The organism is Granulicella pectinivorans (assembly GCF_900114625.1).
GTDB classification, from domain to species: Bacteria; Acidobacteriota; Terriglobia; order Terriglobales; family Acidobacteriaceae; genus Edaphobacter; species Edaphobacter pectinivorans.
In genome coordinates this window covers 2,401,539-2,427,048 of record NZ_FOZL01000001.1, presented here as the reverse complement: position 1 = coordinate 2,427,048, position 25,510 = coordinate 2,401,539, and the positions used below count along the sequence as shown (strand labels likewise).

Below are 25,510 nucleotides of genomic sequence, written 5' to 3'. Positions count from 1 at the left end.
CGGAGGCAGAATGTCAGCAATTACGTTACCCTTGAGTCTGGCTACAGCCGGCACCAAATCCAGCGAACCACAGGCTGAGCCGCAGGTTCAAAAAGGCCCCTCTATGACCCTTGTTCCACCCGCAGATGAACCCTCCGCAAAGCCGAACTCCGGACTGTTCAAACGGAATCCGCCCATTGCCGGAGAAGCCGAGGCTATCGAGGCGGCAAAGAACGGCGACGCCGAGGCGTTTTCCAAGCTCTACGCCCTGCACAAGCGCCGCGTCTACACGCTCTGCCTGCGCATGCTCGGCAACGTGTCCGAAGCCGAGGATATGACTCAGGAGGCGTTCCTCCATCTCTTCCGCAAGCTCGGCAGCTTCCGCGGCGAGAGCGCCTTTTCGACCTGGCTGCACCGCCTTACGGTCAACCTTGTGCTGATGCATCTGCGCAAGAAGGGCCTGAATCTCGTCTCGCTCGAAGAGACCATCAACCCGTCCGAAGATGACGCGCCCAAGCGCGACTTCGGCAGCCGCGACCCCATGCTCACGGGTTCGGTCGACCGCGTTGCCCTCGAGCGCGCCGTCGCCTCCCTGCCTCCCGGCTACCGCATGGTCTTCGTGCTGCATGACGTGGAAGGCTTTGAGCACAATGAAATCGCCACCATGCTGAACTGCTCGACAGGCAATAGCAAGTCCCAGCTCCACAAAGCACGGCTTAAGTTGCGAGATCTGCTGCGTCAGACAGGCCACTCCAACCCAGCCCTTAGCCCAACCGATGGGTTCAAGGAGACCGCTCTATGAACGACCAAAACACGCTTGACAACTTCAACTTCGACACCATGACGCAGGCCGATTTCGAGGAGCGTCTCCCCGAAATCTTCGCAACCCATACCACCGGCAAAGTCTCCGACGACCCACGCCTGCAGCCGTTTCTGGCCGCACACCCGGACGCCGCGGCGCTGGTGCGCGACCTTGAGACCATCGCCGAACACGCACGCAGCCTCTTTGAACCCGTCCACGAGCCCAGCGAGGACCTCTGGGCCAAGATCCAGAGCCGCATGGGCGAAGACCCCGAGCCTGAATCCTAAACGGAACTTGCAACCAGAACGAAGCCGTTGTAGTCTTTTACTCCAGATGAGCATGTTTACCCAGCCCGTGTCGTTTACCTCCTGCTACTGGTGGCAACCAGCGGCTCAGGCGGGCATGCCTCTCGGACGAAAGACACAGTAAACTCCGGGAAACATCGAAACCTCCTAAGCCGCGATCCCCACAAGGGTCGCGGCTTTTTCTTGTACCAAGGCCTTTGCTCTCCATTCCAGGCACCAAGGAAAACATTATGTCCGTCCAGTCCGCCAAGCCCGAAGAAGCCACGATGCCCACCACGCCCGCATCCCTCGGAAACGTCCGCCGCATCGTCCTTACCGGCTTCATGGGCGCCGGCAAGTCCACCATTGGCCGTGAGCTCGCCGCGCGCCTTGGATGGAAGTTCCTCGACCTCGACCACCACCTGGAGCAGCGCACCCAGGCGACGATCCCCGAGCTCTTCGAGCGCCACGGCGAGCCGCACTTCCGCCGCCTCGAATCCGCCGCTCTCGTCTCCACCCTGGCCCTCACCGACACCGTGATCGCCCTGGGCGGAGGCACGCCCGAGATTCACACCAACCGTCTCCTCATCGAGCAGGCCCCTGGCACCCTCACCATCTTCCTCGACGCGCCCTTCCCTGTTCTCTTCGACCGCTGCGTCCTTCAGGCGCTCAACCCCGGCGCCACCGACCGGCCCGTCCTCAAGGATCCGGTGCTGGCCGAGTCGCGTTTCCGGCTGCGCCAGCCGCTCTACCGGCGACTCGCCCGCCTGACGCAGCCCACGGAAGACCAAACGCCGGCCGAAACCGTGACCGCCATCCTGGAGCGTCTGCCGAAATAAGCAGCCTCAAAACGAATCTTCCGCGGCTGGGAACTCCTGCGCTCGCACCTGCATCTCATTCCGTACCATCATCTTGAGAGCACCTCCCAGGAGCACGACCTGTCCACCTCAATTACCACCACCCATCAGGATCCGGAAAAGCCTACGCCCACCACGCTCGCGCAAAGTCTCGTTGAAACCCCGGCCCAGCGCCGCGCCGCCGTTCGCGCCCACATCCTCTTCGGCCTCGGCGCCATCCTTCTTGTCCTTCTCGCCTGGACGCTGAACAAAGAGCTGCGCATCATCTATGTCGCGGCCCTCTTCGCCGTGGTTCTCATGCCGGTCATCGAGTCGATCCGGAAGATCGATGTTCGCGGCTGGCGCCCCTCGCGCCCCGTCGCCATCGTCATCCTCATCGCCGGTATCGCTCTTGGCATGGCGCTCTTTCTTACCTTCGCCCTGCCTCCGGTGATGCGCGACCTGCGCGAGTTCCTCACCGACCTTCCGCAGCGCGTGCCCGAGGCCGTCGCGAAGATCAAGCACATTCCCATGGCCGACAAGCTGGGTGTCGACGACCTGGCAGCCAAGGCCGAGAATGCAGCAACCGCCATCGGTGGCTACGTCTTCTCCGCCCTGCCCAAATGGCTGGCGCACATCCTCGACGTTCTGACCGCCGTCTTCCTCTGCATCTACTTCATGATCGAGGGCGACGACGCCTACGAGTTCCTGCTCTCGCTCTTTAAGCCAGCCTCCCGCATGCGGCTGGACGCCACGCTCCAGAAGGCTGAACTGAAGATGAGCAAATGGCTCCTGGGACAGGGTCTGCTGATGCTCTCTATCGGCGTCTGCAGCACCATCGTCTTCGGCATCCTGCACGTGCGGTACTTCGTCCTGCTGGGTGTACTGATGGGTCTGCTCAACATCATCCCCATCGCCGGCGGCGTCATCACCATCGTGCTCGTCGCGGGAGTGGCGGCGCTGGACTCCTGGCCCAAGATGTTCGGCGTGCTCATCTTCTACCTCATCTACGTGAACTTCGAGAACGCCTTCCTGACGCCGCGCATCATGAAGTCGAGCGTGGACCTCATGGGCCTCACCGTACTGGTCGCCCTCATGATCGGGACCGCGCTCGCTGGGATCGTCGGCGCTCTGGTCGCCGTCCCCACCGCGGCCCTCATCTCGGTCCTGCTGGACGAGTATGCGGTCCAACGGACGGACGGTGAAGACCCACCACCCATCCTGTTATCCTCAGAGTCAAAGCCCTAGGGCACTCTTGACCCTGAACGCTGCCCTTATGCCCGATCTGAATTTCTCCCAACCCGAGCGCACCAACCCGTTGAAGAACATCCTCATCGCGGCAGTGGTGCTCGCCGTCGTCGCGGCGCTGGTCTTTTACTTCAACCCCCGCGATACCGCAACCCTCTCGCTTTCGAACACCAACGTGGTGGGGACGCGCACTCACTTCAAATCGGACTCGATCGTCGTCAGCCAAACCCCAGCCGGTCAGGATGATCTCTACATCCTGACCACGCTGCAGGTCGACGACCATCTGCGCCTCCCGATCCAGATCAACACCATCACCGCGACCATCACGTCCAAAGACGACGCGCAAAGCACAACGAGCGCCATCAACGTCACGGACCTGCCCGCTGTCTTCGGTGCGTTCCAGCAGCTCAAGCCGCTCGCCGCACCGCCGCTTTTGCGGGAGACGGTGGTCAACCCCGGCAACTCCGCCTCCGGGCAACTGGTCTTTCACTTCCCTTTCAGCAAAGCCATGTATGACGATCGCAAGTCCGCCGTCATCACGCTTGAGCTGTACCACCAGAAGCCGATCAGCATCACCATTCCTTAGAACTGAAACGTAACACTGACACCTTAGAACTGCCCTTATGACTCGCCGCCGCTGGATCGCCGATACCTGGACTCTCCAGGGAGACCGCCCGAACACCGCCGCCCTCACCGGCGAGCAGGCCTCACATCTTGCCCGCGTTCTCCGCGCGCAGCCTGGACAGATCTTCGACGTCGTTGCTGGAGGGTTCCTGCACCGCGCCGAAGTCACCACCGTCTCCCCGGAAAAAGTAGAGTTCACCATGCACGAGGAGCTCGAGGCAGATGCGGCCCTGCCGCTCCATCTCTATCTGGCTGTCTTCAAATTCGATCATCTCGAATGGGCGATCGAAAAAGCCACCGAGCTGGGCGTCGCAACCATCACCCCCATCCTCGCCCGCCGCACGGAAAAGCACCTCGCCCAGGCTGCCGCGAAGCGCGTCGAACGCTGGCGCCGCATCGCTCACGAGGCCAGCCAGCAATCCCGGCGGACAGACGTGCCGACCATCACCGACCCCATCGCGCTCAAGCTCGCGCTCGAGAAAGAGCAAAGCCCCACGCGCATCCTTCTGTCTGAAACCGAGCAGAACACGACCCTCGCCGAAGCGCTCTCGCAAGGCACCGCCACCGCCCTGGCCATCGGCCCCGAAGGCGGCTGGACGCAGGATGAGATGAATCTCTTCACGCAGCATCAGTGGATTCACGTCACACTCGGCCCACGCATCCTTCGCGCCGAGACCGCTGCCATCGCCGCCATCGCGATCGCCGGCACCTACCTCTAACGCACCTACTTCTTGTCGTCCTTATCGTCCTTCAACTCATCCTTCGTCTCCGGCACTACCGGCACATCGAGCGCGCCCGACCAGTAGCTCTCGCGCGTCCGGATCTTCGCATCCGGATAGTCGGGGATCTTGACCGTCAGCTTATGCAGCCCGGGCTCCTTGTCGTTGCTCGGTGGCTGAAAGCTCAACAAATAGTAGTTGTGGATATGGTTCGAAATCGTGTGCAGGCCGTTATCGAATCCCTTCTGCGACCCGAAGTTGATGTACTCCCCGCCCGACAGCGCAGCCAGCTGTTTGGACACGTTCTTCCGCATCGCATGGACCGCCGCCACCAGAAGCCCAATCGGCCCCGGCCCATACTGCCCATGGAACAGGCTCAACGCCATCTCATTCTTCGCGGGCTGGAACGACACTGCATCGACCACCGTGTTTGTCCGTCCCAGTGAGGCAATCACCTCTTCCGCGCGGATCTTGCTGCCGTGATCGCGTGTCTCCGAGATCAGCAGAATTGCATGGCGATAGTGATTTTTGCGCGCATCCAGCATCTTCGCCGCAAAGGCCACCGCATCGAGCGTCGCCGCTCCGGTGTCTTCACAGGGTTGCAGATCGGCCAACGCCCGCATCGTGCCATCGGGGCTCGACGTAAACTTTCCGATGACATCCGCATCGGAGCCGTACTCGACGATCGCCACCTCGCGCGGCGCGCCCCCCGCGATCTCGTCGATCATCGTGCCCAGTCCCTGCAGCTTCTGAAACTCCATCACCGCCGACCGGCTGCACTGCACCGCGACAACCAGAGAAAGCCCCAACGAGTCGGTGTCTTCGTCGAGCTTGACCTTCTGCCGTACGCCGTTGTCTTCCACGACGAACTGGTCGGCCGTCAACGTGTATAGCATGTCGCCATGCTTGGTCTGCACCTGTGTAGGCATCAGCACGACATTCGAGGTCGTTCGCAACGTGTAGTCCGGCTGATCCTGCTCTGCGGGCGCTGGAGTCTGCGCCATTCCCACACCACCGGCCACCAAGCAAAGGACACAACCCAAGAGCTTCATCCGAAGATTCTACCCCGCATGCCTTGCCGGACGAGCGCCCTGAGCGTGTGATGGCCACGTCGTGACGTGGATCTCGGCGTTGCTGACGCCAACGACAGTGGTCCTCCCGCTGGCCGGAGTTGAGCTTCCGAACAACGAGAGGACCACGCGATGCCGAAAGGCAGTGCCTACGCCTACGAGAACATATCCTTCATCTTGTCGAAGAGTCCGCTCGAGTGCGGCGTATTCTCCACACCCATCGTCTCCTCAAGCTGCCGCAGCAAATCCTTCTGCTGCTTCGAAAGCTTCGACGGCGTCCGCACCCGCACCTCGACGATCAGGTCACCCTTGCCGCGCTCGTTCAGGTGAGGCACTCCCTTATCGCGCAGCTTGAACGACTTGCCGCTCTGCGTGCCTTCGGGAACCTTGATCGTCTCGCGCCCATAGAGCGTCTCGATCTCGAGCTCCGTACCCAGCGCCGCCTGCGGAAACGAGATCGGCATCACACAGTGCAGATCGTCGCCGTCACGCTCGAAGAACTTGTGCGGCTTCACATTCAGCACCACGTACAGGTCGCCGCCGGGCCCGCCATACTTGCCCGCCTCGCCCTCGCCCTGGTAGCGAATCCGCGTATCCTGCTCCACGCCCGCCGGAACCTTGACGGTGATGGTGTGCTCCTTCTGGACGGTGGTCTGTCCAGCGCAGGTCTTGCACGGATCCTGCACGATCGTGCCGGCGCCCTGGCACTGCGGACACGTCCGCGCGACCGAGAAGAAGCCCTGCTGCATCCGCAGTTGGCCGCGTCCGCCGCACTGCGTGCAGGTGACCGGCGCCTTACCCGCCGCCGCACCCGATCCCTTGCAGTCGGAACAGGTCTCCGAACGCCGGATCGTGATGTCCTTCTCCTTGCCGAAGACGGCGTCTTCGAACTCCAGCGTCATGTCGTAGCGCAGGTCGCGCCCACGCTGTACGCGCGAACTCTTCCGGCCACCGCCGCCCATGTTGAACATCTCGCCGAACAGGTCGCCGAAGATGTCGCCCAGGTCCTGCGCATTGCCGCCGGCGAACGGATTACCGCCCGCACCCGGTCCGCCGCCCTGGAACGCCGCATGCCCGTACCGGTCGTAGGCAGCGCGCTTCTCCGGATCGCTCAGGATCTGGTACGCCTCGCTGCACTCCTTGAACTTCTCCTCGGCCGCCGGATTGTCCGGGTTGCGGTCAGGATGGTACTGCATCGCCAGCTTGCGATAGCTGGACTTCAGCTCCTGGTCCGTCGCCGTCCGGGTTACCTGCAACACTTCATAAAAATCGGTCTTAGTCACGTTAGCCGTAGCCATCTCCAACTCTCTCTCATCTCAACCTATCGGCAGAACTTCGTCCTTGCCGCAGTCGGCACCTGCTGACCCCTGTTTTCGGAATGCGTTCCCTTACTCTGCCACCTGCGCGGAGTTCGAAGCAATCCTGACCAGCGCGGGCCGCAGCAGCTTCTCGCGGATCTTGTAGCCCTTGCGGATCTCTTCCATCACCTGGTGATCCGGAAACTCCACCGTTTCGATGCTTCCCAACGCCTCATGGACGCGCGGATCGAACTGCGACCCGATCGTCTCGACGGCTACCACGTTCAACCCCTTCAGCGCATCTTCCATCTGCTTCAGAATCAGCTCGACGCCCGAACGCAGTTGCTCCGCGGTGCCATCGGCCTTCAGCGCCAACTGGAAGTTGTCCATCACGCCCAGGAACGGCTCAACCGTCGAGGTGATGGTGTAGTCGCGCGCGTCCTGCTTCTCCTGCACCTGGCGCTTGCGGAAGTTGTCGAACTCCGCCTGCAACCGCGCCAGCCTGTCCTTCATCTGGTCGCGCTCGCCCTTCAACTGCGTCAGCTCCGCTTCGAGGCCCGAGTTCTCTTCACCCGCTTCAACCGCTTCGCGCGGGCTCTGATCCAGCACTTCACCGTTCAACTCTTCTACCTGTGGTTCACTCATATCTTGCTCCATCTCTCTATTGTTGCCGATTCCAGCCCAACGCGCGACCCTGTTCCAGCTCATACCGCTCAACCCGTCCCGCCCGGCGTCTCCAGCATCCGGTCGAATACCCTGGCCATGTACATCACGGCGCTCATGGTCTGCTCATACTGCATCCGCTTCGGACCGATCACACCGACCGTCCCGCGCGTCTCTCCCTGCATCCGAGCGGGCGCCGCAATCAGCACCAGCCCGGCCATCTCCGGAGCCTGCTCTTCCAGGTCGAAGACCACCCGCACGCTCTCCTGCCGGGCGTCGATATACGCATTCAGCAGCTCCACCAGTCTCTGCTTGGCCTCCAGCGCCGACAGCAGATCCCTCAGCCGAGCCCCGTCCTGCCCGCCGATCAGGTTCGCGACACCCTCAACATACACCGTCTGCTGTACCCCGGCTGAGCCCTCCGGCACAGCCTTCGCCCAAAGCGCACGGGCCTCCAGCATCCTCTGATACTCCATCCGCTCGCCTTCCACCAGGCGCGTCAGCTCGGAACGCACGGCTTCCATGCTCCACCCACGAAAACTCTCGTTCAAAAACCGAGACGCAGTCTCCAGCGCCAGCGTGGAGAGGTCTTTTTCGAGTGCGAGCACCCGATCGCGCACCTGGCCGCTCTGCGTGACCACCACCGCCAGCACTCTGGCGGGCGCAAGCCGTGAAAAATGAATATGTTCCAGCGTGTCGACAAGTCCGGCCGCAGCCGTCACCGCAAGCCCAACCCCGCTCGAGAGCGTAGCCAGCACATGCGAAGTCCTCTCCAGGACCTCGGAGGTTCCATTCACTCCGGCAAACTTCCTATCGATCTGCGACCGCGAAACCGCCGAAAGCCCCACCAGTCCGCCTCCGTCATTGACGCGCAACTGCTCCACATACATCCGAAAGGCCCGTGCCGTGGGAATGCGGCCCGCCGACGTGTGCGGCTGCTCCAGAAGCCCCGCGTCCGCCAGATCGGCCATCTCGTTGCGCACGGTCGCCGAACTGAGATTGGTCGTTCCCAGCGAAGCCGCAATCGTGCCCGAAGAGACCGGCTCCCCGGTCGCGATATAGCGCTCCAGGATTGTCATCAGGATGGCCCGTTGCCGCGCCGTAACCCGCTCATCCGACATCGCAAAGACCTCCTTTAAGAAGTCTACGCTGCCCGTCAAGTCACTTCGCCCTCGACTCCCCCATAAACCTTTCCTTTTGAACGAAGCGAGTGCTTCTACGGATGCACCATTTCGGTGCGGTACTTGCCGAGAAGCGCTCCCGCCTTCTCCCGAAACGCCTTCTCCCCCGCCTCATCGAGATTGGGAGGCGCAGTCGTCCGCGTCGACACGGGAACTCCAACCTGCTCGAAGAACTCCTCCTGCCCCGCGGGAGAGCAGATACAGAGCATCCTCGTCGCGGCGGCAGAGACGTTCCGGAACTGATGCGGAGCGTTCGCCGGCACATGCACCGTCTCGCCCGCGCGCACCGTCACCTTCTCCCCGCGAAAAGTAGCCTCCAACTCGCCTTCAAGCAGGAGAAAACTCTCCTCGAAGTCATGCCGGTGGGGTGGAGGCCCACCGCCGGGCGGAACATGCATGTCGATCAGGCAAAAGCGCCCCGCCGTGTCCTTGCCCGAAAGCAGGATGGTGTACGTATCCCCCACAACGCCCAGGTGCAGAAGCCCCTGGTCCGTCATCGGTTTCGCAATCGTCAGCGTGCGCGCAAGATCATCGGCAGGAAGCGGCGGGTAGATCGTCTCGGTCGTCATACGACATCATATGCTGCCCGCCGCCGAGCGCACTACGAGATCTCTAAAACATCCGACTCCGACCGCGAGATCTCGATCGCCCGGCTCACCACGCGATGCGCAATCTCAAAGAACGGCTTGCCGAGGTTGGATTCAGGACCGGCCAGCGCAGCCGGCATTCCGCGATCGCCGCCTTCGCGCACGCTCGGATTCAGATCGACCGATCCGAGGAACTCGAGGCCGAACTGCGCCGCCGTCCTCTCCGTGCCGCCCGCGCCGAAGACGTCGAGAACCGTCCCATCCGGCAGCACCATCTGCGACATATTCTCGACCAGCCCGATGACCTCGACCTTCACCTGGTGAAACATCTCAAGCGCCTTCCGCGCATCCTGCAACGCGACCGACGACCCCGTCGAAACCACGACAGCCCCGGTCAGCGGCACTGTCTGGACCAGCGAGATGACCACATCGCCCGTTCCAGGAGGCAGGTCGACGATCAGAAAGTCCAGCTCGCCCCAGAGCACCTGCTGCAGAAACTGCCGAATGATCTGGTGCAGCATCGGCCCACGCATCACCATGGGCTTGTCTCCGGGCGAGATCAGCCCGACCGAGATGAACTTCACCCCATGCGACAGAATCGGCTCCATCATGGAGTTGTCGGTGATGTTCGGCTGGCGCGTCACGCCCAGCATGGTGGGCACGTTCGGCCCATAGATGTCGGCATCGATCAGCCCGACACGGTAGCCAAGCTTGCCCAGCGCCACGGCCAGATTCACGGCCACCGTGGTCTTCCCGACCCCACCCTTACCACTGCCAACAGCGATCACATGCGAAATTCCCGGCAAAGGCTGCGGTCCCTGCATTCCCATCGTTCCCATCCAACACACTCCATTTCCGAAATCCTGAAACTCCATTCTAACCGCCGACGGTTACACTTATCTTCGTGGACACCTCGACAAGCACGACCTCCTCAACCATCGTCATCCTCGACTTCGGCTCGCAGTACACGCAGCTGATCGCCCGCCGTATCCGCGAGTTCAACGTCTTCTCCGTCGTCATCCCCTGCACCACGCCGCTCGAGAAGATCCTCGCGCTCGACCCCAGGGGCATCATCCTGTCGGGTGGTCCCAGCTCGGTTTACGACGCCGACGCCCCCGCAGCCGACCCCGCCATCCTCGAGCAAAACCTCCCCGTCCTGGGCATCTGCTACGGCCTCCAGTTCATCGCGCATCACCTCGGCGGCAAAGTCGTCCCGTCCGACCGCCGCGAGTACGGCCACGCCGAGGTCGAAATCCTCGCCGAAAACCAGCTCTTCCGCGGCCTGCCGCAGAACATCGACGTCTGGATGTCCCACGGCGACGAGGCCCAGACGCTGCCCGAAGGCTTCACCCGCACCGCCCAGACCTCGAACGCGCTCGCCGGCATCGCCAACGAAGACGCCCGCATCTGGGCCGTCCAGTTCCATCCCGAGGTCGCCCACACCCGGCAGGGCATGGAGCTGCTCAAGAACTTCTGCCTCGACATCTGCGGCGCCGAGCCCAATTGGACCCCCGAGCACTTCATCCAGACCACCGTCGAACGCGTCCGCGCACAGGTCGGCAACGGCCACGCCATCTGCGGCCTCTCCGGCGGCGTCGACTCGTCCGTCGCCGCCGTGCTCGTCGCCAGGGCCATCGGCGACCGCCTCACCTGTATCTTTGTGAACAACGGTGTTCTGCGCAAAGACGAGTTCTACAAGGTCCAGAAAACTATGCGCGAGCAGCTCGGCCTGAACGTCGTCGCCGTCGACGCCGCGCAGCGCTTCCTCGATAAACTCGCCGGCATCACCGACCCCGAGCGCAAACGCAAGATCATCGGCAACGAGTTCATCGCGGTCTTCGACGACGAAGCCAAGAAGATCTTCGAAGCCGAAAAATCATCGGGCGAAGAGGTCGCATGGCTCGTTCAGGGCACGCTTTACCCCGACGTCATCGAGAGCTCCTCCGTTCACGGACCGTCGCACACCATCAAGAGCCACCACAACGTAGGCGGCCTTCCCGAGGACATGAAGCTCAAGCTCATCGAGCCGTTGCGCGATCTCTTCAAGGATGAAGTCCGCCGCATCGGCCGCGACCTCGGCATGCCCGCCGATATCATCGACCGCCAGCCCTTCCCCGGCCCCGGCCTCGCCGTCCGCATCCTCGGCGAAGTCACCCCGGAGCGTGTCGCGATCCTGCAGGAGGCCGACGAGATCGTCGTCGATGAGATCAAGAAGGCCGGCCTCTACAAGAAGGTCTGGCAGAGCTTCGCCGTCCTCTTACCCGTCAAGTCCGTCGGCGTCATGGGAGACCAGCGCACCTACGCCAACACCTGCGCCATTCGCGCCGTGGAAAGCGAAGACGGCATGACCGCCGACTGGGCACCTCTTCCCTACGAGGTGCTGCGCACCATCTCCAGCCGCATCGTAAGCGAGGTGCGAGGCATCAACCGCGTCGTCTACGACATCACCTCGAAGCCGCCAGGAACCATCGAGTGGGAGTAAGAAACACCCAAACACAAGAACGGCCTCTCCATGGAGAGGCCGTTCTTGTTTCCTGAACTTCCATCAAGCCCCGGGCCCCTTCTCCGGCCCACGATTCAACTCATCCGTCTTCAGCACGATCATCAATTCATAAAACGCAATCATCACCGAGTAATAGAACCCGGCCATTCCATCCAGAAACCCGCGCTTCGCCACGTACATCGTCAAAAACTTCAGCACAGGCCGACCTGGCATCCGGTAGTAGATCTCCTTGATGGTCACCCGCCGTTCTTTGTTGTCCACGGGCGAGATCAGAGCGCCCCACCGTATGTCCTTCGCATCCCCACGGTTCGCGACAATCTGCTGCGCTTCCTGGTCGCTGTAGAAGTTATGCCGCTTCACCCAATCGGCCCAGCCCTTGCTGAACGGGTAGTGATCGAGATATCCCTCGATCGTCGCGACCGGTCCATCCGGCTTCGACACGCAGTGCCCCAGCCGCTCATACCGCATCTTCTCCGGCCGGAACAGCCGCTCGTAAAACGCCGTCATCTGCACATGCTCGAGCCACGTATCGCGCAGAAAGTCGCGCCGCTGAATCCGGAAAGCAACGTTGTCTCCGGGGTTCGCCACCGCAGCCAGCATCGACGCCTGCAGCTTCGGCGTCACGCGCTCATCGGCATCGAAGTAGAAGACCCACGGATACTTGAACGGAATGTTTTCCAGCGCCCAGTTCTGCTGTTGCGAGAAACTATCGAACTTGCGAAACCAGACCTGTCCCCCCAGCTCCTTCGCCAGCTCGATCGTTCCATCGGTGCTGTACGAGTCGAGCACATGCACATCGTCCGACCAGCTTACGGTCTTCATGCAGTGCGGCAGGTTGCCAACTTCATTCAACGTCAGGATAAGAATCGAGATCATAATCCTCTAAGGCGCAGCGTGGAGTACGTCAATGGACGATAGAAGAACCAGGCTCTTCGCTGGTATGGGTTTTGTTATCATAGCAACACCAACACCTTCTCAAAACCTAAGAACATCTGGAGCCAATGCATGAGAGTGCTTGTAACGGGCGGTAGCGGCTACATCGGATCTCACGCCGTGCGTGACCTCGCAGCCGCAGGCCATGAGGTCGTCATCCTCGACAACCTCTCCACCGGAAACCCCGCCCTCGCCAAAGGATTCAGGCTTGTTCAGGGCGACATCGCAGACCGCGAACTCCTAAAGTCCCTGCTCGCAGACGTCGATGCCGTCATGCACTTCGCCGCTTCGGCCTATGTCGGCGAGTCCGTCTCGAACCCGCGCAAGTACTTCCACAACAACGTTGAGTCAGCGCTTCTCCTCATGGACTCCGTGCTCGAGAGCAGCGTCCGCCAGTTCGTGTTCTCCTCCACCTGCGCGACCTACGGCATCCCCGACAAACTCCCCATCACCGAGACCAGCCACCAGAAGCCGATCAATCCCTACGGCGTCACCAAGCTCTTCTTCGAAGATGTCCTCTCGGCCTATAGCGTCGCGCATGGCCTTCGCTATGTCGCACTGCGTTACTTCAACGCCGCCGGCGCGCATCCCAACGGAGAGATCGGCGAAATTCACCATCCCGAAACACATCTGATCCCGCTGACGTTGAAGGCTGCTCTCGGCACCGCGCCACCGCTCACCGTCTTCGGCAAGGATCTCGACACCCCCGACGGCACCTGCATCCGCGACTTCATCCACGTCTCCGATCTCGCCACCGCGCACACCGCCGCCGTCGCCTATCTGGAGAACGGCGGCGCCTCAACCGCCATCAACCTCGGCACGGGCAAGGGCACGTCGATCGCGGAGCTCCTCGCCATCGTCGAAGAGGTCTCCGGCAAGCCAGTTCCGCACGTCTACGCCGCCCCGCGCGCAGGCGATCCGCCGGCCCTCTACTCCGACCCCAGCAAAGCGAAGGAAGTCCTCGGCTGGAAGTCGAAGTACGATATCCGCGACATCATCGAGACCGCCTATCAGTGGGAGTTGAAGCTGCCCAGCTTCCTCGCGCAGTAGTCCAGAAACAGCGATGCCCCCATCTCACTGCCGAGATGAGGGCATCGTCGTTTTCATCCAAAATTGATCTGTAACATTTTTGCCTACATATCGAAAATCACTGCACCGTCGGCTTCATTGCCGCCGACCGTCTTCCCGTCGTCTGGATCACCACGCGCGTATCCTTCGTGAACGCGACTGGCTTCCCCTTCCGCAGCCACCGCTCATACACCGAGATCGCCGCGCCATAGAACCCGATCCCCGCGGCGAGATTCGGCTGTTTCGCCGCCGTGCCCACGACGAACCCGATCACGCCCACGGCATTCGACCCAGCCGCATCCTTGCGCAGCATATGCCGCCCATTGTCCCGGTCGAGCGGACGAAACGCCAGCCCAATCAGAATCAGCGGCACCGCGATCTTGTCCTTCGGCTTCGGCTTGACCTCACCCTCGGAGTTCATCGCCATATCCTCCGCGCCATCGGCCCCCGTCACCTGCGCCTGCACCGCCATGGGAGACGCTCCCGGCAGCGTCAACTCCCGAAAACTGAACCGCAGCTCCCCCACCCGGCCGAAGGACCGCGCCGGCTTCGCAGCCGTCACCGCGCCCGTCAGCACCGCGCCCTGCGGCACCGCGACACTGCCATCGCCATTCAAAATCGGCTCCGCCACCACAGCCCGAATCGTCTCGCCCGCCTTCGACGTCTCCGAGCTCATCGGGTCCTCAAGATAAGCCTGCACAATCCATGTCTTCGGAGACGCGTCCGGAGCCACCACGCCCGGCTGCGGCACGGCCTCAGCCTTGACCGGCAGCGCCAGTGGCTCCGCAGTCTCCACCGTCCAGGCGGTGTTCTTGGCAATCCGCTCCGGATGATATGGCAACTGGCTATACAGAAACTGCACCAGACGATCGCCCTTATCCGGTCCCGTCACCACCTTGATCCTGTCCTTCGCTGCGTCCTTCACCTGGCCCAACTGCTGGGCGATGAACCCACCCTTGCGCGGCGGAGGAGCGACCAGCCGGTACACCGGCGCGCCATTCGTAGCCGTCCCCGTCACCAGCGGCAGAGTCCTCCCGTCAGCCATGGTCACAGAGCTGAACCGCACCACCGGCACATGAAACGGAGTGAAATCGCCACGCAGACGCGCATGCACCCGTCGAGTATGGTCCGCCGTCAGCTCAACGACCGACCCCGTCACCACCGTCTTCGCGGGCAGCACAAGACGATCGTGGTCATACACGGCATACACCAGCTCGCCGCGCACCACCTCATCTTTCTTCATCTTCGCGTTCTTCTGAATCGTCACCGCAAACGGTGTTCCACTGGGAATGACCACCGGCGCGGCCTCCTGCGCCCAAACCGCATACGGAAGCGCAAACACTGCAAGCAGAGAAAAAGGTCTCATCATCTGCTCCCACCCTAACCCCGCAACCTTAACCGAACCTGAACCCATCATGCCGGTTAGACGTGCCGCAACCTCTTTTCCTTCATGAAGTTTCCGTCATGCCCCATGCAGCAAGGGGACCCACATGGGTCCCCTTGCCAACCATCCTGCTTCGCGAAGCTCTTATCCAAGCTCTGCCAGGCTGCTCGCCCCATACTTCAGGTACCAGGGGCTGGCTGCCTTCAGGCCATTGTTCACGTTCTCGATGTTCTCGACGCCCGTCGTTTCGAGCCACGCCTTGAACGCATCCGGACCTTGCTTCGCATAGATCGCGATGCCGTCCTTCCACGTCGCGCGTCCGCACAGCACGCCATTGAACTTCGTGCCGGACTCGCCCGCAAGCTCCAGCGTCTCGATGAACACCGGGTTCGAAACACCCGCCGAGAGATAGATGAACGGCTTATGCGTCATCGATTCCGCGTCCCGGAAGTGCTGCAAAGCCTCGGCGCGCGTATACGCCTTCTCGCCCTTGAAGCTCTTCGTGCCTTCGACGTACGACATCTCCACCGGCACTTCGACCTTCAGCACATCGACGTTGTAGCGTGCCTTGCCGAACTCCGCCATCGAGCCCGAAACGATCTCCGGCTTCTTCTTCGCATATTCCAGCGACTTCTCGTCCCCACCCTGCGCGTCATAGCCCACAAACTCCAGGAAGAACGGAATATCGTGCGCCAGGCACTCATCGCCAATCCGCTCGATCCAGGCGTGCTTCAGATCGTTGACGGCGGTCTTCTCATAGGGCGTGTAGTACAGCAGAATCTTGATGCAGTCCGCGCCGGCTTCCTTCAGGCGGCGAACACTCCACACATCCAGCAGGTCCGGCAGACGTCCCGGCGTTGCCGCATCGTAGCCGGTCTTCTCATAAGCCAGCAGAAGACCCTTGCCGTTGCGGTGCTTCGCGGCTTCCAGACCATACTCCGGGTCCAGCAGGATCGCCGAAGCATGCTTCGTCAGCGTCTCCGTCACCAGCACCTTGAACTCTTCCAGATCGTGCGCATCCGCACTCGACCCGCGCTCCTTGCCAATCGACTTCTGCAGTGATCCGCGCTGATCCATCGCCGCCGCGGCAATCACGCCGCGCGCATCGGAGACGGCCTTAAGGCCGGCAAGTTTTCCTGGGGTCAATTTCATGCGTCGCTCCTGATGCTGATTGTAAAGCCAATCGAACGGGTTCCCCGCGGATCGAATCGATGATCGCACAACCGTGCGATCATCTGCTCCCGCGACCAAACTTCATCGACAACTCATACCGCGTTCGATTCGCCGCACGGTACCAATGACTCGCATCTCCCAAATGGGAGATCGCCTCCGGTTGTGACCAGCCCCCCAAACGGTGTACGCTAACGGTACCCAGTAACAGTTTTGTCCCGCAAAGCTTCCTTGTGACGACCCCAGCACTCAGTCCAAGGCAATGCGTCCGGCATGCAATCGGAGATCGACCTCATGAAGACCCCCAGGCTGCTGATTGCTCTTGCTCTCTCCGGCCCTCTGTTCGCCTTGACTCCCTTGCTCCACGCGCAGAACACCCAGGCCCCTGCCTCTCCGGCTCAGGAACCCACGCCACCGGCCCAGGAAGCAACCCGCCCCAAACCCGCGGGATCCGTTCCCGGCATCGCGCAGACCGGCATCGAACAGACGGTCAATGTCATCACCTCCGCGCCCGTCGTCCAGACCGACGACGCCATCACCACCACCTTCTTCCGGGACTTCATCCAGTCCACACCCGGTGCCTACCAGGACATCCCCCGCTTCCTCCAAACCCTTCCCGGCGTCACCTACGACACCGACGCCCGCAACACCTACCTCGTCAACGGCGGCAACCCGCTTGAAAACCTCTACGTCGTCGACGGCGTGGAAGTCCCCAACATCAATCACATCTCCACCTCCAATACCTCCGGCGGATTCGTCTCCATGATCGACTCCGACGACGTCGCCAGCATCAAGCTGCACAAGATGCTCTACGGCCCCCAGTACTCCGGAGCCCTCTCCTCGGTCCTCGAGATCAAGACCCGCGACGTCGATCGCCTCGGCCTTCACGGCGATGTCTCCGTCGGATACGCCGGTGCCGACATCGTCGTCGACCACCCCATCGGACGCCTCGGCGCCACCGTCACCGAGTTCCGCAAATCCGTCGTCAACTTCTTCACGGATGACATCGGCATCGACGGCGTGCCCAAGTACTGGAGCGTCCTCTCCAAGGACATCTTCAGCCTCAGCGACCATGACGTCATCTCCATCCTCTTCCTCACCGGAGACGACTCGCTCGACATCGCGCCCAACCTCCAGGACGCCCAGGACCCAACCTTCCTCAACACCTACTACACCGGCAACCGCCTCACAGCCGCCGCAACCTGGGAGCACCGGTTCTCCGAGAAGACCATTCAGCGTCTCCAGTTCGCCTACTCACGCATCCAGAGCACAAGCCGCCAGACCGACCCGAAGAAGAACAACGCCCTCGTCGACTCCGACAAGCTGGACGACTCCCCCGTCAACGCCAAGTACGACGTCACCACCAGCTTCAAGCACCTCGACATTCGCGCCGGAGCCGTCGGCGGCGTGCACGGCATCGGCTACCAGATCCAGCAACCCAACGGCTTCCCCAGCCCCTATACGCTCGATCCCACGCCCGTCAACGCCACCAACGTCAACTACCAGCTTCAGCCCAAGGACTACGCCGGATACGGCACCGTCAGCTACCAGTCCAAGGACGGCTTTCTCGTCTCCGCCGGAGGCCGCTTCCAGAAGTTCGGGCTGACCGAGAGCAAGATCTTCTCACCGCAGTTCACCATCCGGACCCCCACCTACAAGAGCTTCTTCCTCTTCGGCGGCGCCGCCAGCTACGCGCAGCTTCCGCCTCTGCCCACCATCCTCAGCATCCCGTCGAACCTCCAGCTGAAGCCCATCACGGTCAATCAGTTCCAGGTCGGTCTCCACAGGCAGAGCGACAACGGTTCGCGCTTCAGCATCTCGGTCTACCAGAAGAACTACCACAGCTATCCGGTCTCCAGCGCCTATGCTGCGCTCTCCCTGGCTGACGTCGTCGATCCCTTCGGACAGCCCTTCATCTATCTCGCCCTCACCAGCGCGGGCTCCGGCATCGCCACCGGCGGCGAGATCGACTACGCCTCCAACCCCAGCAAGCGCTTCTTCTACCAGGGCAACATCGCCCGCCAGCAGGTGACGCACAAGGCTCTCGACGGCATCTCCCGCCGCGCCAACTTCGACGTTCCCATCCTGATCAACGGCATCGCGGGCTACCGCTTCACCGAGAACCAGCGCATCACGGCACGCGTCGGTTACCACACCGGAACACCCTACACGCCGTTCCTCATCACCCAGTCCAAGGCGCAGGATCGCCTCATCTACGACACCAGCCTCATCAACACGCAGCGCGGTTCGTACTACATGCGCGTCGACTTCCGGTACCAGATCGACCTGCATATCCACGACCGTCCACTCGAGCTCTACGGTGGTCTGGACAACGCCTTCAATCGCCAGAATTTCTACCAGTACGTCTTTATCGCGAACTGCACCGCCGCGAACTGCAACAACGATGCCTACGCCCTCACGCAGCAGGGCTTCCTGGCCGAAGGCGGCATCACCTATCGCTTCTAGCGAACAGGCCTCCTGTCCTCTTCGCGCGGCTCCCTTTGCCGGCGAAGAGGTCGAGAAAAGCTGTTCGTGCCGGCTGAGGAAGGTCTGCGCGACATCGTCGCCGCAGCACCCGTTCCGTTAGACCGCTGTCCCAGCCTTCAGTGCTTCCGTCTGCAGCACCAGCATCTCGCGAATCCCCGCCTCCGCCAGATCCAGCATCGCGTTCAACTCGCTTCGGCTGTACGAATCCTTCTCCGCGGTAGCCTGCGTCTCGACCAGACCCCCATCGGCCAGCATCACCACGTTCATATCCACCGTGGCGCGCGAGTCTTCCTCATACGCCAGGTCGAGCAAAACATGCCCGTCCACAATGCCAACTGACGTAGCCGCCACCATCTGCTTCAGCGGCGAAGCCTTCAGCGTCCCGGCCAGCACCAGCTTATCCAGAGCGATCGCCAAAGCCACACACGCCCCCGAGATCGCCGCTGTCCGCGTCCCGCCATCGGCCTGCAACACATCGCAGTCCAGGATGACCGTCCGCTCGCCCAGCGCCTTCATGTCGACCACGGCACGCAACGACCGCCCAATCAGCCTCTGAATCTCGTGCGTCCGCCCACCCACCTTGCCGCGCTCGCTCTCGCGCGCCGTCCTGGTCAGCGTGGCCCTCGGCAACATGCCATACTCGGCCGTCACCCAGCCCCGCCCCGAGTTCCGCATCCAGCCCGGAACACCGGCCTCAATCGTTGCATTGCATAGCACCCGCGTGTTCCCCGCCTCAATCAAAACCGATCCCTCCGCGGTTCCAACGTATCCAGGAGTAAGGCGAATCGGGCGAAGCATAGTGGCGGAACGGCCACCCGGGCGAAAGAGCTGCGTCACATCAGGCATATTTTCGATTATAGTTTGCTGCAACATAAAAACGAGCCACACAACCCGGCTGTGCGCAGCCGTTCACGTGTCCCAAACTAAAACCATCGGTTCCAAAACGGCAGTCCGATCCATTTCGGGAATCTCTACTCCACGGTTTCTTGCCATTTCTCCACAGGGGATTCGCAGAAAAATCCCAAAACGGGAACAGGCAGAATCCCATCCAGGCTTCTCCGTTGGTGCTATCTCCCTTCGTATCTATGGCTTACCCCAATGTTTCACTTTGGCACCTAACGTGATTACAGACTAGATACCTAACCGCACCCAAAACGGTTCTATGGGCTCTACTGGAGTTACACCATGCAGGCCACCCAGAGCAGCACAGCAGCCTTTCGTCGTCGCGCCGTTTCACCGAAATCGGATGCCCCTCAAGCCAGCGGAATCGGCGCAGGCCCCCTCTGGCACGATGCGGTCGTCTTCCCCGCGGGCTCAAGCTCCTCCCTCGAGGAGGTCGCACTTGCCTGTTAATCCGCCTCCGCACAGAAAAGATCACCTCGCGTCCACGCGGACTCCGCGCCAGTCCACGCCGCCCTCCGGTGTCCTCATCGGAGCCACGCCTTATCCTGGCCAGGACGCCCGCGCCCTGTCTTCTCCAGACGCGGAAGCCTCCTCAAATCCACCTCCCGTCATGCATCTCCTCGTCGTCGACGATGACGCTCCCGTTCGCACCGCCTGCGCGGAGATCGCCGAGAGCATGGGCTTCCTCGTCGTCTCTGCCGCCAACGCCTCCGAGGCGCAGGCCATCCTCAAGCATCAGTCCATCGACCTCATGCTCCTCGACCTCAAGCTTCCCGGACGCTCCGGCGGCCTTGAGCTCCTCGAAGAGGTCAGGACCCAGCACCCCCATACCCTCGTCGTGGTCATGACCGCGTTCGCCACCGTCAGCTCCGCCGTGCAGGCCATGCGCATCGGCGCGGGAGACTACCTGACCAAGCCCTTCGCCCTCGAAGAGCTCACGGCCGTACTCCACCGCGCCCGCCAGAGCCGCCACTTTGACATGGAAAGCCGCTCACTCCGTGAGCGCATGCGCACCCAGAAGGGTTTAGGCAACATGATTGGTCGCTCCCCCGAGATGGAGAAGCTCTATCGCATTCTCTCCAAGGTCACCCACTCCTCACATCCCGTCCTCATCCTCGGTGAGAGCGGTACAGGAAAGGAACTCGTCGCTCGCTCCATCCACTTCAACGGGCCCCACGCCTCCAAGCCCTTCGTCCCGGTCGACTGCGGCTCACTCGTCCCCACCCTCATCGAGAGCGAGCTCTTCGGCTACGTCAAGGGTGCCTTCACCGGGGCCAACAAGGCCAAGGACGGCCTCCTGGCCTCGGCCGAGGGGGGCACCGTCTTCCTTGACGAGGTCGGCGAGCTTCCCCTCGACCTCCAGGCCAAGCTCCTCCGCGCCCTCCAGGAAAGGGAGGTGCGCCCCGTCGGCGCGAACTTCACCGTGCCCATCTCCGCCCGCGTCCTCGCCGCCACCAACCGCGATCTCGCCGTCATGGTGGAGCAGGGCCGCTTCCGTAAGGACCTCTACTTCCGCCTCAACGTCGTCAGCCTCCGCATCCCGCCCCTTCGCGATCGCCGCGAAGACGTCGCGCTCCTCGCCCTGCACTTTCTCGAGCGCTGCGACCGCGAGTCCGGCACCCACCACACCTTCTCCGACGAGGCCCTCCGCATCATGAGCCGGTACGACTGGCCGGGCAACGTCCGAGAGCTCGAAAACGCCGTGGAGCGCGCCTGCGCCCTCTCCTCCGGCCCCATCCTTCACATGGCCGACCTGCCTACCCAGCTCCAGGACTTCCGCCTCCACGCCCAGCGCGAGTCCGAAGCTGCCCCCGCTCCCAACGCACACTGGCGCTCCCCCGGCGGGTCGAACCCGATTCTTTCCATCGCCGACCTCGAAAAGCAGGCAATCCTCGGCACCATCCGCCAGCTTAACGGCGACAAGCTCATGGCCGCCAAGCTCCTCGGCATCGGCAAAACTACGCTTTACCGCAAGCTCAAGGAGTACGGCATCTCCGACACCGGAGACGACAACCCGTTCGACCACTAAGCCCCATCACGCAACGAGGGAGACTGCCATGCCCCCTGAAGTCCTTCTCATCTCCGCCCTCCCGGAGACCCCCCAATTCGCCGAGGCCCTGACCGGCCAGCTCGGCGTCGCGGTAGAGCTCGCCCCGACGCAGCGTCAGGCCCTCACCGCTCTCCGCCGGGACTCCTTCTCCGTCGTCGTCATCGAGCAGAGCCTCGCCGAGCGCGACGCCGACTGGGCCGAGTCCGTCTGGCAGCACTCCGGCCTCGCCGTCCCCATCGAACTCAACTTCTCCATCTCCGCCCGCCCCCGCCTTCTGCGTGAGATCAAGGCTGCCCTCACCCGCCGCAACCGCGAGATGGCCCTCGCCCGCAGCGAAGCCGCCGCGCAGATCGGCAACGAGCTCAAAGGCTCCATCACCGGCCTCCTTCTCCAGACCCAGCTCACCCTTCAGGAGCCCTCGCTCCCCCCGGCCCTCGCCCCCAAGCTCAGGCACCTCGTCGATCTCGCCTCCGGCATCCGGGAGCGGCTTCGACAAGGCCTCTAGCCCCACCCCCCACATCCCCCGGAACCGCTGGTTCTCCTGATCCCTGATCCCTGATCGCCTGCTTTTGCTATCCTTGGGTCAAATCAAGCACGTCAAAAGGAATCCCGCACCCATGTCCGACGAAACACTGAGCACACCCGTTCCCTCCGTCAAGATCACCGTCCGCCCCAACGGCCCCTTCCGCGTCGAAGGTGCCATCTCCCTGGTCGACGTCAACGGACAGGAGTGGGATCTCACCGGCAAGCCGGCCATCTCGCTCTGCCGCTGCGGCCTCTCCGCCAAGCGCCCCTTCTGCGACGGAACCCACGGCCGCGAGGGCTGGAAGTGCGACGCCAGCCCGATCCCCGTCGAACCCGTAGCCCAGGGCTAAAGAGCCTCCAAACCGGGTGCCCCACATCGCGCCTTTGCGGTGTGGGGTTTTACCGCCTCAGCTCCATCCCCATCCCAGCTTCTGCCAAACTCTGCATCATCGAGGTTCTCCAAGCCCATGCGCCTCTCTCTCCTCGCCGCCGTCCTCGTCATCCCCGCGCTGCTCCCCGCCCAGCAGCCCGAGCCAAGACCCTACACACGCGTCGAGCAGATGATCCCCATGCGCGATGGAGCCAATCTCCATTGCATCCTCCAGCGCCCCGAAGGCGCCAGCGAGCCTCTTCCTTTCCTCATGCAGCGCACCCCCTACGGCGTCGACGGCGTGACCTCTCAGGGCATCAACAACTCCAAGCCCGAGCTCGCCGCCAGCGGATACATCTTCGTCAACTGCGACATCCGCGGCCGCTACAAGAGCGAAGGCCAGTTCGTCATGAACCGCCCCATCGTCGCCCACACGACGAAGAAAGACGTCGACGAGACCACCGACACCCGCGACACCATCGACTGGCTCCTCAAGAACGTGCCCCACAACAACGGCAAGGTCGGCGTCCTCGGCGTCTCCTATCCCGGCTTCCTCGCCATGATGGCCGGCATCGACGCACACCCTGCCGTCAAGGCCATCAGCCCCCAGGCCCCCATGACCGACATCTGGCTCGGAGACGACTTCTTCCATAACGGTGCCTTCCGCGAGACCTACGGCTTCGACTACGTGCAGCAACTCGAGGCCCAGAAGACCGACGTCCGCGTCGACACCAAGGAAGACACCTACGACTTCTTCCTCCGCAACATCAACTTCGCCGGTGCCGCCAAGACCGCGGGCATGACCGATCTGCCCACCGCCAAGGCCTTTCTCGCCCATCCCGAATACGCCACCTTCTGGAAAGACATGGCCGTCCAGACCCACCTCACCAAGGTCGAAGTCCCCACCCTCGAGGTCGGCGGCTATTGGGACCAGGAGGACATGTGGGGCACCCAGGCCGAGTACGCCGCCCTCAAGCCCCACGACAAGAAGAACGAAGTCTTCATGGTCCTCGGGCCCTGGAACCACGGCGGCTGGGCCGGACGCAGCACAAAGCTGGGCGTCGTCGACTTCGGCTCCGTCACCGGCGAGACCTACCGCAAGACCATCGAGGCCCCCTTCTTCGAGAAGTATCTGAAGGGCAAGCCCGGCTTCGACCTCGAAAACGTAGCCAGCTTCCGCTCCGGTTCCAACGACTGGCACCGCTACGCCGCGTGGCCCCCCAAAGTCGGCTTCAAGCCCGCCAAGCTCTACCTCAAGGCTGAAAAAGTAGCCTCCTTCGAGGCCCCCACCGGCGACTACACCAGCGTGGCCGCCGCCTACGTCTCCGACCCCGCCGACCCCATCCCCTACCGCGCCCGCCCCATTCAGGCCACCTACGGGAACGGCTCCAAGTGGCGCACCTGGCTCGCCGAAGATCAACGCTTCGTCACCGGGCGCAAGGACGTAGCCGCCTTCTCCACCCCCGTCCTCGACAAGGATGTGACGGTCACCGGAAACGTGATCGCCGACCTCTACGCCGCCACCACCGGCACCGACGCCGACTGGGTCGTCAAGCTCATCGACGTCTATCCTGACGACGCCCCGGCCCCCATGGCCGGCTACCAGCTCATGGTCGCCGAGGAGATCTTCCGCGGTCGCTACGTCAAGAGCTTCGAGCACCCCGAGGCCTTGAAGCCCGGCGAACCCACCGAGTTCAAGTACTCCCTCAACGCCACCGACCACACCTTCCTCAAGGGCCACAAGATTATGGTGCAGGTCCAGTCCACCTGGTTCCCCCTCTACGACCGCAACCCGCAGACGTACGTGGAAAACATCATGAAGGCCCCAGCCGACGCCTACAAGCCCCAGACCGAAACCATCTTCGGCAACGCCAAATACCCCTCGCACCTGGACCTGAACCTCGCCGACTAGCCCTCGCCGCTGTCGTGACCGTCGTTGCTCTTACCGTTGCCCCTTGAGTTGTCATCCCCGAAGGCGTTCTGCTTCTGCCGTCGTCGTTGCTGTTGTCGTTGTTTCTGCCGTTGCCGTTGGGATTAGAGTGGGGCTTCAGCCCCACGTCCCCGCCACCACACAAAAGGGGCTCAGCCCCGGGCCTTTTGCCGTTGCCGTCCAAGAAAGCCCATGATCAAAACCATCTCCTCCCGCGTCGTCTACAAGAACCCCTGGACCTCCGTCCGCGAAGACGTCATCGAGCGCTCCAACGGCGTCCGAGGCATCTACGGCGTCGTCGACAAGGAAGCCGCCTGCATCATCATCCCCCTGGAACACACCCCCGAGGGCGACTTCCTCTACCTCATCGAGCAATACCGCTACACCGTAAAGGGCCGCTTCAAGGAGTTCCCCCAGGGCAGTTGGGAAGAAGCCAACATCGACCCCGAAATCCTCGCCCGCGGCGAACTCAAGGAAGAAACCGGCCTTACCGCCGCCCGCATGACCCACCTCGCCACGCACCAGATCGCCTACGGCGTCATGAACCAGGCCCACCATGTCTTCCTCGCCGAGGGCCTCACCCACGGCCAGACCGACCCCGACCCCGAGGAGATCGACCTCACCCTCCATCGCGTCTCGGTCGACGAGTTCGAGTCCATGCTCCTCGACGGCCGCATCGTGGACAACTGCACCGCCGCCGCCTGGGCCGCATACCTTATCTACCGCAAGCGACACCCCATTCGATAAGCCTGTCCCGCTGAGCGCAGCGAGGCTTCCGCTCCAGGAGCGAGACCGCCTCTGCTGAGTCGCCGCAAACGTGAACCGTTCCAACACGAAACCTTCCCGATACAGAAATCATCCAAACACTGTCGCGTCATCAAACTCCCCGGATGAGG

The 25,510-nt window shown here is 62.5% G+C and carries 24 protein-coding genes; 14 read left to right on the top strand and 10 right to left on the bottom strand.

Features of this window, described 5'->3' with window-relative positions:
- Nucleotides 1-103: 103 nt before the first annotated feature.
- From BM400_RS09730 to BM400_RS09705, 6 genes are all read left to right on the top strand, one after another.
- Nucleotides 104-781 carry an RNA polymerase sigma factor gene (locus tag BM400_RS09730; protein ID WP_089838862.1) on the top strand — a complete coding sequence of 226 codons (678 nt, stop codon included), beginning with the start codon at nucleotides 104-106 and terminating at the stop codon, nucleotides 779-781.
- Entirely contained in the window at nucleotides 778-1,068 is a 291-nt protein-coding gene (locus BM400_RS09725; RefSeq protein ID WP_089838860.1) for a hypothetical protein, read from the top strand. The genes BM400_RS09730 and BM400_RS09725 overlap by 4 nt, the downstream gene beginning before the upstream one ends.
- Nucleotides 1,069-1,316: 248 nt before the next feature.
- Complete coding sequence (locus tag BM400_RS09720) at nucleotides 1,317-1,904, top strand: shikimate kinase (RefSeq protein WP_089838857.1); 588 nt, start codon at nucleotides 1,317-1,319, stop codon at nucleotides 1,902-1,904.
- Between the two features lie 57 nt (nucleotides 1,905-1,961).
- Nucleotides 1,962-3,149, top strand: a complete 1,188-nt coding sequence (locus tag BM400_RS09715) for an AI-2E family transporter (RefSeq protein ID WP_425432404.1) — start codon at nucleotides 1,962-1,964, stop codon at nucleotides 3,147-3,149.
- A 28-nt stretch (nucleotides 3,150-3,177) separates the two neighbouring features.
- Nucleotides 3,178-3,735, top strand: coding sequence for a hypothetical protein (locus BM400_RS09710; protein ID WP_089838854.1), 558 nt, complete (start codon nucleotides 3,178-3,180; stop codon nucleotides 3,733-3,735).
- A 37-nt stretch (nucleotides 3,736-3,772) separates the two neighbouring features.
- On the top strand, nucleotides 3,773-4,492 hold the full coding sequence (locus BM400_RS09705) for an RsmE family RNA methyltransferase (RefSeq protein ID WP_089838852.1): 720 nt from the start codon (nucleotides 3,773-3,775) through the stop codon (nucleotides 4,490-4,492).
- A 5-nt stretch (nucleotides 4,493-4,497) separates the two neighbouring features.
- Here the strand turns inward: BM400_RS09705 and BM400_RS09700 are convergent, their stop codons facing one another.
- The 6 genes from BM400_RS09700 to BM400_RS09675 all read right to left on the bottom strand — a co-directional run bounded on the left by BM400_RS09700 (nucleotide 4,498) and on the right by BM400_RS09675 (nucleotide 10,130).
- The gene (locus tag BM400_RS09700) at nucleotides 4,498-5,544 is read right to left on the bottom strand and encodes a VWA domain-containing protein (RefSeq protein ID WP_089838850.1); all 1,047 of its coding nucleotides are present in this window, start codon (nucleotides 5,542-5,544) and stop codon (nucleotides 4,498-4,500) included.
- A 173-nt stretch (nucleotides 5,545-5,717) separates the two neighbouring features.
- Nucleotides 5,718-6,860 (bottom strand): molecular chaperone DnaJ, encoded by a 1,143-nt coding sequence (dnaJ, locus tag BM400_RS09695; RefSeq protein WP_089838848.1) that lies wholly within the window; start codon nucleotides 6,858-6,860, stop codon nucleotides 5,718-5,720.
- A gap of 90 nt (nucleotides 6,861-6,950) precedes the next feature.
- Nucleotides 6,951-7,505, bottom strand: coding sequence for a nucleotide exchange factor GrpE (locus tag BM400_RS09690; RefSeq protein WP_089841701.1), 555 nt, complete (start codon nucleotides 7,503-7,505; stop codon nucleotides 6,951-6,953).
- 68 nt (nucleotides 7,506-7,573) lie between these two features.
- Entirely contained in the window at nucleotides 7,574-8,644 is a 1,071-nt protein-coding gene (hrcA, locus tag BM400_RS09685) for a heat-inducible transcriptional repressor HrcA (RefSeq protein WP_089841699.1), read from the bottom strand.
- A 95-nt stretch (nucleotides 8,645-8,739) separates the two neighbouring features.
- Nucleotides 8,740-9,273: a cupin domain-containing protein gene (locus tag BM400_RS09680; protein ID WP_089838847.1), complete on the bottom strand. Its 534-nt coding sequence runs from the start codon at nucleotides 9,271-9,273 to the stop codon at nucleotides 8,740-8,742.
- Between the two features lie 32 nt (nucleotides 9,274-9,305).
- Nucleotides 9,306-10,130, bottom strand: a complete 825-nt coding sequence (locus BM400_RS09675; protein ID WP_089841697.1) for an Mrp/NBP35 family ATP-binding protein — start codon at nucleotides 10,128-10,130, stop codon at nucleotides 9,306-9,308.
- 65 nt (nucleotides 10,131-10,195) lie between these two features.
- On the opposite strand from BM400_RS09675, the gene guaA reads away from it, so the two are divergent.
- Nucleotides 10,196-11,773, top strand: coding sequence for a glutamine-hydrolyzing GMP synthase (gene guaA, locus BM400_RS09670; RefSeq protein WP_089838845.1), 1,578 nt, complete (start codon nucleotides 10,196-10,198; stop codon nucleotides 11,771-11,773).
- Nucleotides 11,774-11,836: 63 nt separating this feature from the next.
- Here the strand turns inward: guaA and BM400_RS09665 are convergent, their stop codons facing one another.
- A complete protein-coding gene (locus tag BM400_RS09665) occupies nucleotides 11,837-12,670 on the bottom strand; it encodes a glycosyltransferase family 2 protein (RefSeq protein ID WP_089838843.1) in 834 nt (277 codons plus the stop codon).
- 129 nt (nucleotides 12,671-12,799) lie between these two features.
- Between BM400_RS09665 and galE the strand changes: the two genes are divergently transcribed.
- Nucleotides 12,800-13,777 (top strand): UDP-glucose 4-epimerase GalE, encoded by a 978-nt coding sequence (gene galE, locus BM400_RS09660; RefSeq protein ID WP_089838841.1) that lies wholly within the window; start codon nucleotides 12,800-12,802, stop codon nucleotides 13,775-13,777.
- 97 nt (nucleotides 13,778-13,874) lie between these two features.
- On the opposite strand, the gene BM400_RS09655 is transcribed toward galE, so the two are convergent.
- Together BM400_RS09655 and BM400_RS09650 are read right to left on the bottom strand one after the other, a co-directional pair.
- Nucleotides 13,875-15,164 (bottom strand): hypothetical protein, encoded by a 1,290-nt coding sequence (locus BM400_RS09655; RefSeq protein ID WP_141223861.1) that lies wholly within the window; start codon nucleotides 15,162-15,164, stop codon nucleotides 13,875-13,877.
- 159 nt (nucleotides 15,165-15,323) lie between these two features.
- A complete protein-coding gene (locus BM400_RS09650) occupies nucleotides 15,324-16,331 on the bottom strand; it encodes a tagatose 1,6-diphosphate aldolase (protein ID WP_089838838.1) in 1,008 nt (335 codons plus the stop codon).
- A gap of 312 nt (nucleotides 16,332-16,643) precedes the next feature.
- Between BM400_RS09650 and BM400_RS09645 the strand changes: the two genes are divergently transcribed.
- Nucleotides 16,644-18,815 (top strand): TonB-dependent receptor plug domain-containing protein, encoded by a 2,172-nt coding sequence (locus BM400_RS09645; protein WP_175528947.1) that lies wholly within the window; start codon nucleotides 16,644-16,646, stop codon nucleotides 18,813-18,815.
- A 117-nt stretch (nucleotides 18,816-18,932) separates the two neighbouring features.
- Here BM400_RS09645 and rph read toward each other — a convergent pair whose 3' ends face one another.
- Nucleotides 18,933-19,682 carry a ribonuclease PH gene (rph, locus tag BM400_RS09640; RefSeq protein WP_089838834.1) on the bottom strand — a complete coding sequence of 250 codons (750 nt, stop codon included), beginning with the start codon at nucleotides 19,680-19,682 and terminating at the stop codon, nucleotides 18,933-18,935.
- A gap of 496 nt (nucleotides 19,683-20,178) precedes the next feature.
- Here rph and BM400_RS09635 point away from each other — a divergent pair, with 496 nt between their 5' ends.
- The 5 genes from BM400_RS09635 to BM400_RS09615 all read left to right on the top strand — a co-directional run bounded on the left by BM400_RS09635 (nucleotide 20,179) and on the right by BM400_RS09615 (nucleotide 25,361).
- Nucleotides 20,179-21,768 carry a sigma-54-dependent transcriptional regulator gene (locus BM400_RS09635; protein WP_342714572.1) on the top strand — a complete coding sequence of 530 codons (1,590 nt, stop codon included), beginning with the start codon at nucleotides 20,179-20,181 and terminating at the stop codon, nucleotides 21,766-21,768.
- A 28-nt stretch (nucleotides 21,769-21,796) separates the two neighbouring features.
- The gene (locus tag BM400_RS09630; RefSeq protein WP_089838832.1) at nucleotides 21,797-22,294 is read left to right on the top strand and encodes a hypothetical protein; all 498 of its coding nucleotides are present in this window, start codon (nucleotides 21,797-21,799) and stop codon (nucleotides 22,292-22,294) included.
- A gap of 112 nt (nucleotides 22,295-22,406) precedes the next feature.
- Nucleotides 22,407-22,664 carry a CDGSH iron-sulfur domain-containing protein gene (locus tag BM400_RS09625; protein WP_089838830.1) on the top strand — a complete coding sequence of 86 codons (258 nt, stop codon included), beginning with the start codon at nucleotides 22,407-22,409 and terminating at the stop codon, nucleotides 22,662-22,664.
- A gap of 117 nt (nucleotides 22,665-22,781) precedes the next feature.
- Nucleotides 22,782-24,596, top strand: coding sequence for a CocE/NonD family hydrolase (locus BM400_RS09620; RefSeq protein WP_089838827.1), 1,815 nt, complete (start codon nucleotides 22,782-22,784; stop codon nucleotides 24,594-24,596).
- Nucleotides 24,597-24,806: 210 nt separating this feature from the next.
- On the top strand, nucleotides 24,807-25,361 hold the full coding sequence (locus tag BM400_RS09615; protein WP_089838826.1) for an NUDIX domain-containing protein: 555 nt from the start codon (nucleotides 24,807-24,809) through the stop codon (nucleotides 25,359-25,361).
- Nucleotides 25,362-25,510: the final 149 nt, after the last annotated feature.

What these genes read in the sequence shown, in the direction of transcription:
- BM400_RS09730 (WP_089838862.1), top strand. Translation starts at nt 104, where the DNA reads ATGACCCTTGTTCCACCCGCAGATGAACCCTCCGCAAAGCCGAACTCC.
- BM400_RS09725 (WP_089838860.1), top strand. Translation starts at nt 778, where the DNA reads ATGAACGACCAAAACACGCTTGACAACTTCAACTTCGACACCATGACG.
- BM400_RS09720 (WP_089838857.1), top strand. Translation starts at nt 1,317, where the DNA reads ATGTCCGTCCAGTCCGCCAAGCCCGAAGAAGCCACGATGCCCACCACG.
- BM400_RS09710 (WP_089838854.1), top strand. Translation starts at nt 3,178, where the DNA reads ATGCCCGATCTGAATTTCTCCCAACCCGAGCGCACCAACCCGTTGAAG.
- BM400_RS09705 (WP_089838852.1), top strand. Translation starts at nt 3,773, where the DNA reads ATGACTCGCCGCCGCTGGATCGCCGATACCTGGACTCTCCAGGGAGAC.
- BM400_RS09700 (WP_089838850.1), bottom strand. Translation starts at nt 5,544, where the DNA reads ATGAAGCTCTTGGGTTGTGTCCTTTGCTTGGTGGCCGGTGGTGTGGGA.
- dnaJ (WP_089838848.1), bottom strand. Translation starts at nt 6,860, where the DNA reads ATGGCTACGGCTAACGTGACTAAGACCGATTTTTATGAAGTGTTGCAG.
- BM400_RS09690 (WP_089841701.1), bottom strand. Translation starts at nt 7,505, where the DNA reads ATGAGTGAACCACAGGTAGAAGAGTTGAACGGTGAAGTGCTGGATCAG.
- hrcA (WP_089841699.1), bottom strand. Translation starts at nt 8,644, where the DNA reads ATGTCGGATGAGCGGGTTACGGCGCGGCAACGGGCCATCCTGATGACA.
- BM400_RS09680 (WP_089838847.1), bottom strand. Translation starts at nt 9,273, where the DNA reads ATGACGACCGAGACGATCTACCCGCCGCTTCCTGCCGATGATCTTGCG.
- BM400_RS09675 (WP_089841697.1), bottom strand. Translation starts at nt 10,130, where the DNA reads ATGGGAACGATGGGAATGCAGGGACCGCAGCCTTTGCCGGGAATTTCG.
- BM400_RS09665 (WP_089838843.1), bottom strand. Translation starts at nt 12,670, where the DNA reads ATGATCTCGATTCTTATCCTGACGTTGAATGAAGTTGGCAACCTGCCG.
- galE (WP_089838841.1), top strand. Translation starts at nt 12,800, where the DNA reads ATGAGAGTGCTTGTAACGGGCGGTAGCGGCTACATCGGATCTCACGCC.
- BM400_RS09655 (WP_141223861.1), bottom strand. Translation starts at nt 15,164, where the DNA reads ATGATGAGACCTTTTTCTCTGCTTGCAGTGTTTGCGCTTCCGTATGCG.
- BM400_RS09650 (WP_089838838.1), bottom strand. Translation starts at nt 16,331, where the DNA reads ATGAAATTGACCCCAGGAAAACTTGCCGGCCTTAAGGCCGTCTCCGAT.
- BM400_RS09645 (WP_175528947.1), top strand. Translation starts at nt 16,644, where the DNA reads ATGAAGACCCCCAGGCTGCTGATTGCTCTTGCTCTCTCCGGCCCTCTG.
- rph (WP_089838834.1), bottom strand. Translation starts at nt 19,682, where the DNA reads ATGCCTGATGTGACGCAGCTCTTTCGCCCGGGTGGCCGTTCCGCCACT.
- BM400_RS09630 (WP_089838832.1), top strand. Translation starts at nt 21,797, where the DNA reads ATGCCCCCTGAAGTCCTTCTCATCTCCGCCCTCCCGGAGACCCCCCAA.
- BM400_RS09625 (WP_089838830.1), top strand. Translation starts at nt 22,407, where the DNA reads ATGTCCGACGAAACACTGAGCACACCCGTTCCCTCCGTCAAGATCACC.
- BM400_RS09620 (WP_089838827.1), top strand. Translation starts at nt 22,782, where the DNA reads ATGCGCCTCTCTCTCCTCGCCGCCGTCCTCGTCATCCCCGCGCTGCTC.
- BM400_RS09615 (WP_089838826.1), top strand. Translation starts at nt 24,807, where the DNA reads ATGATCAAAACCATCTCCTCCCGCGTCGTCTACAAGAACCCCTGGACC.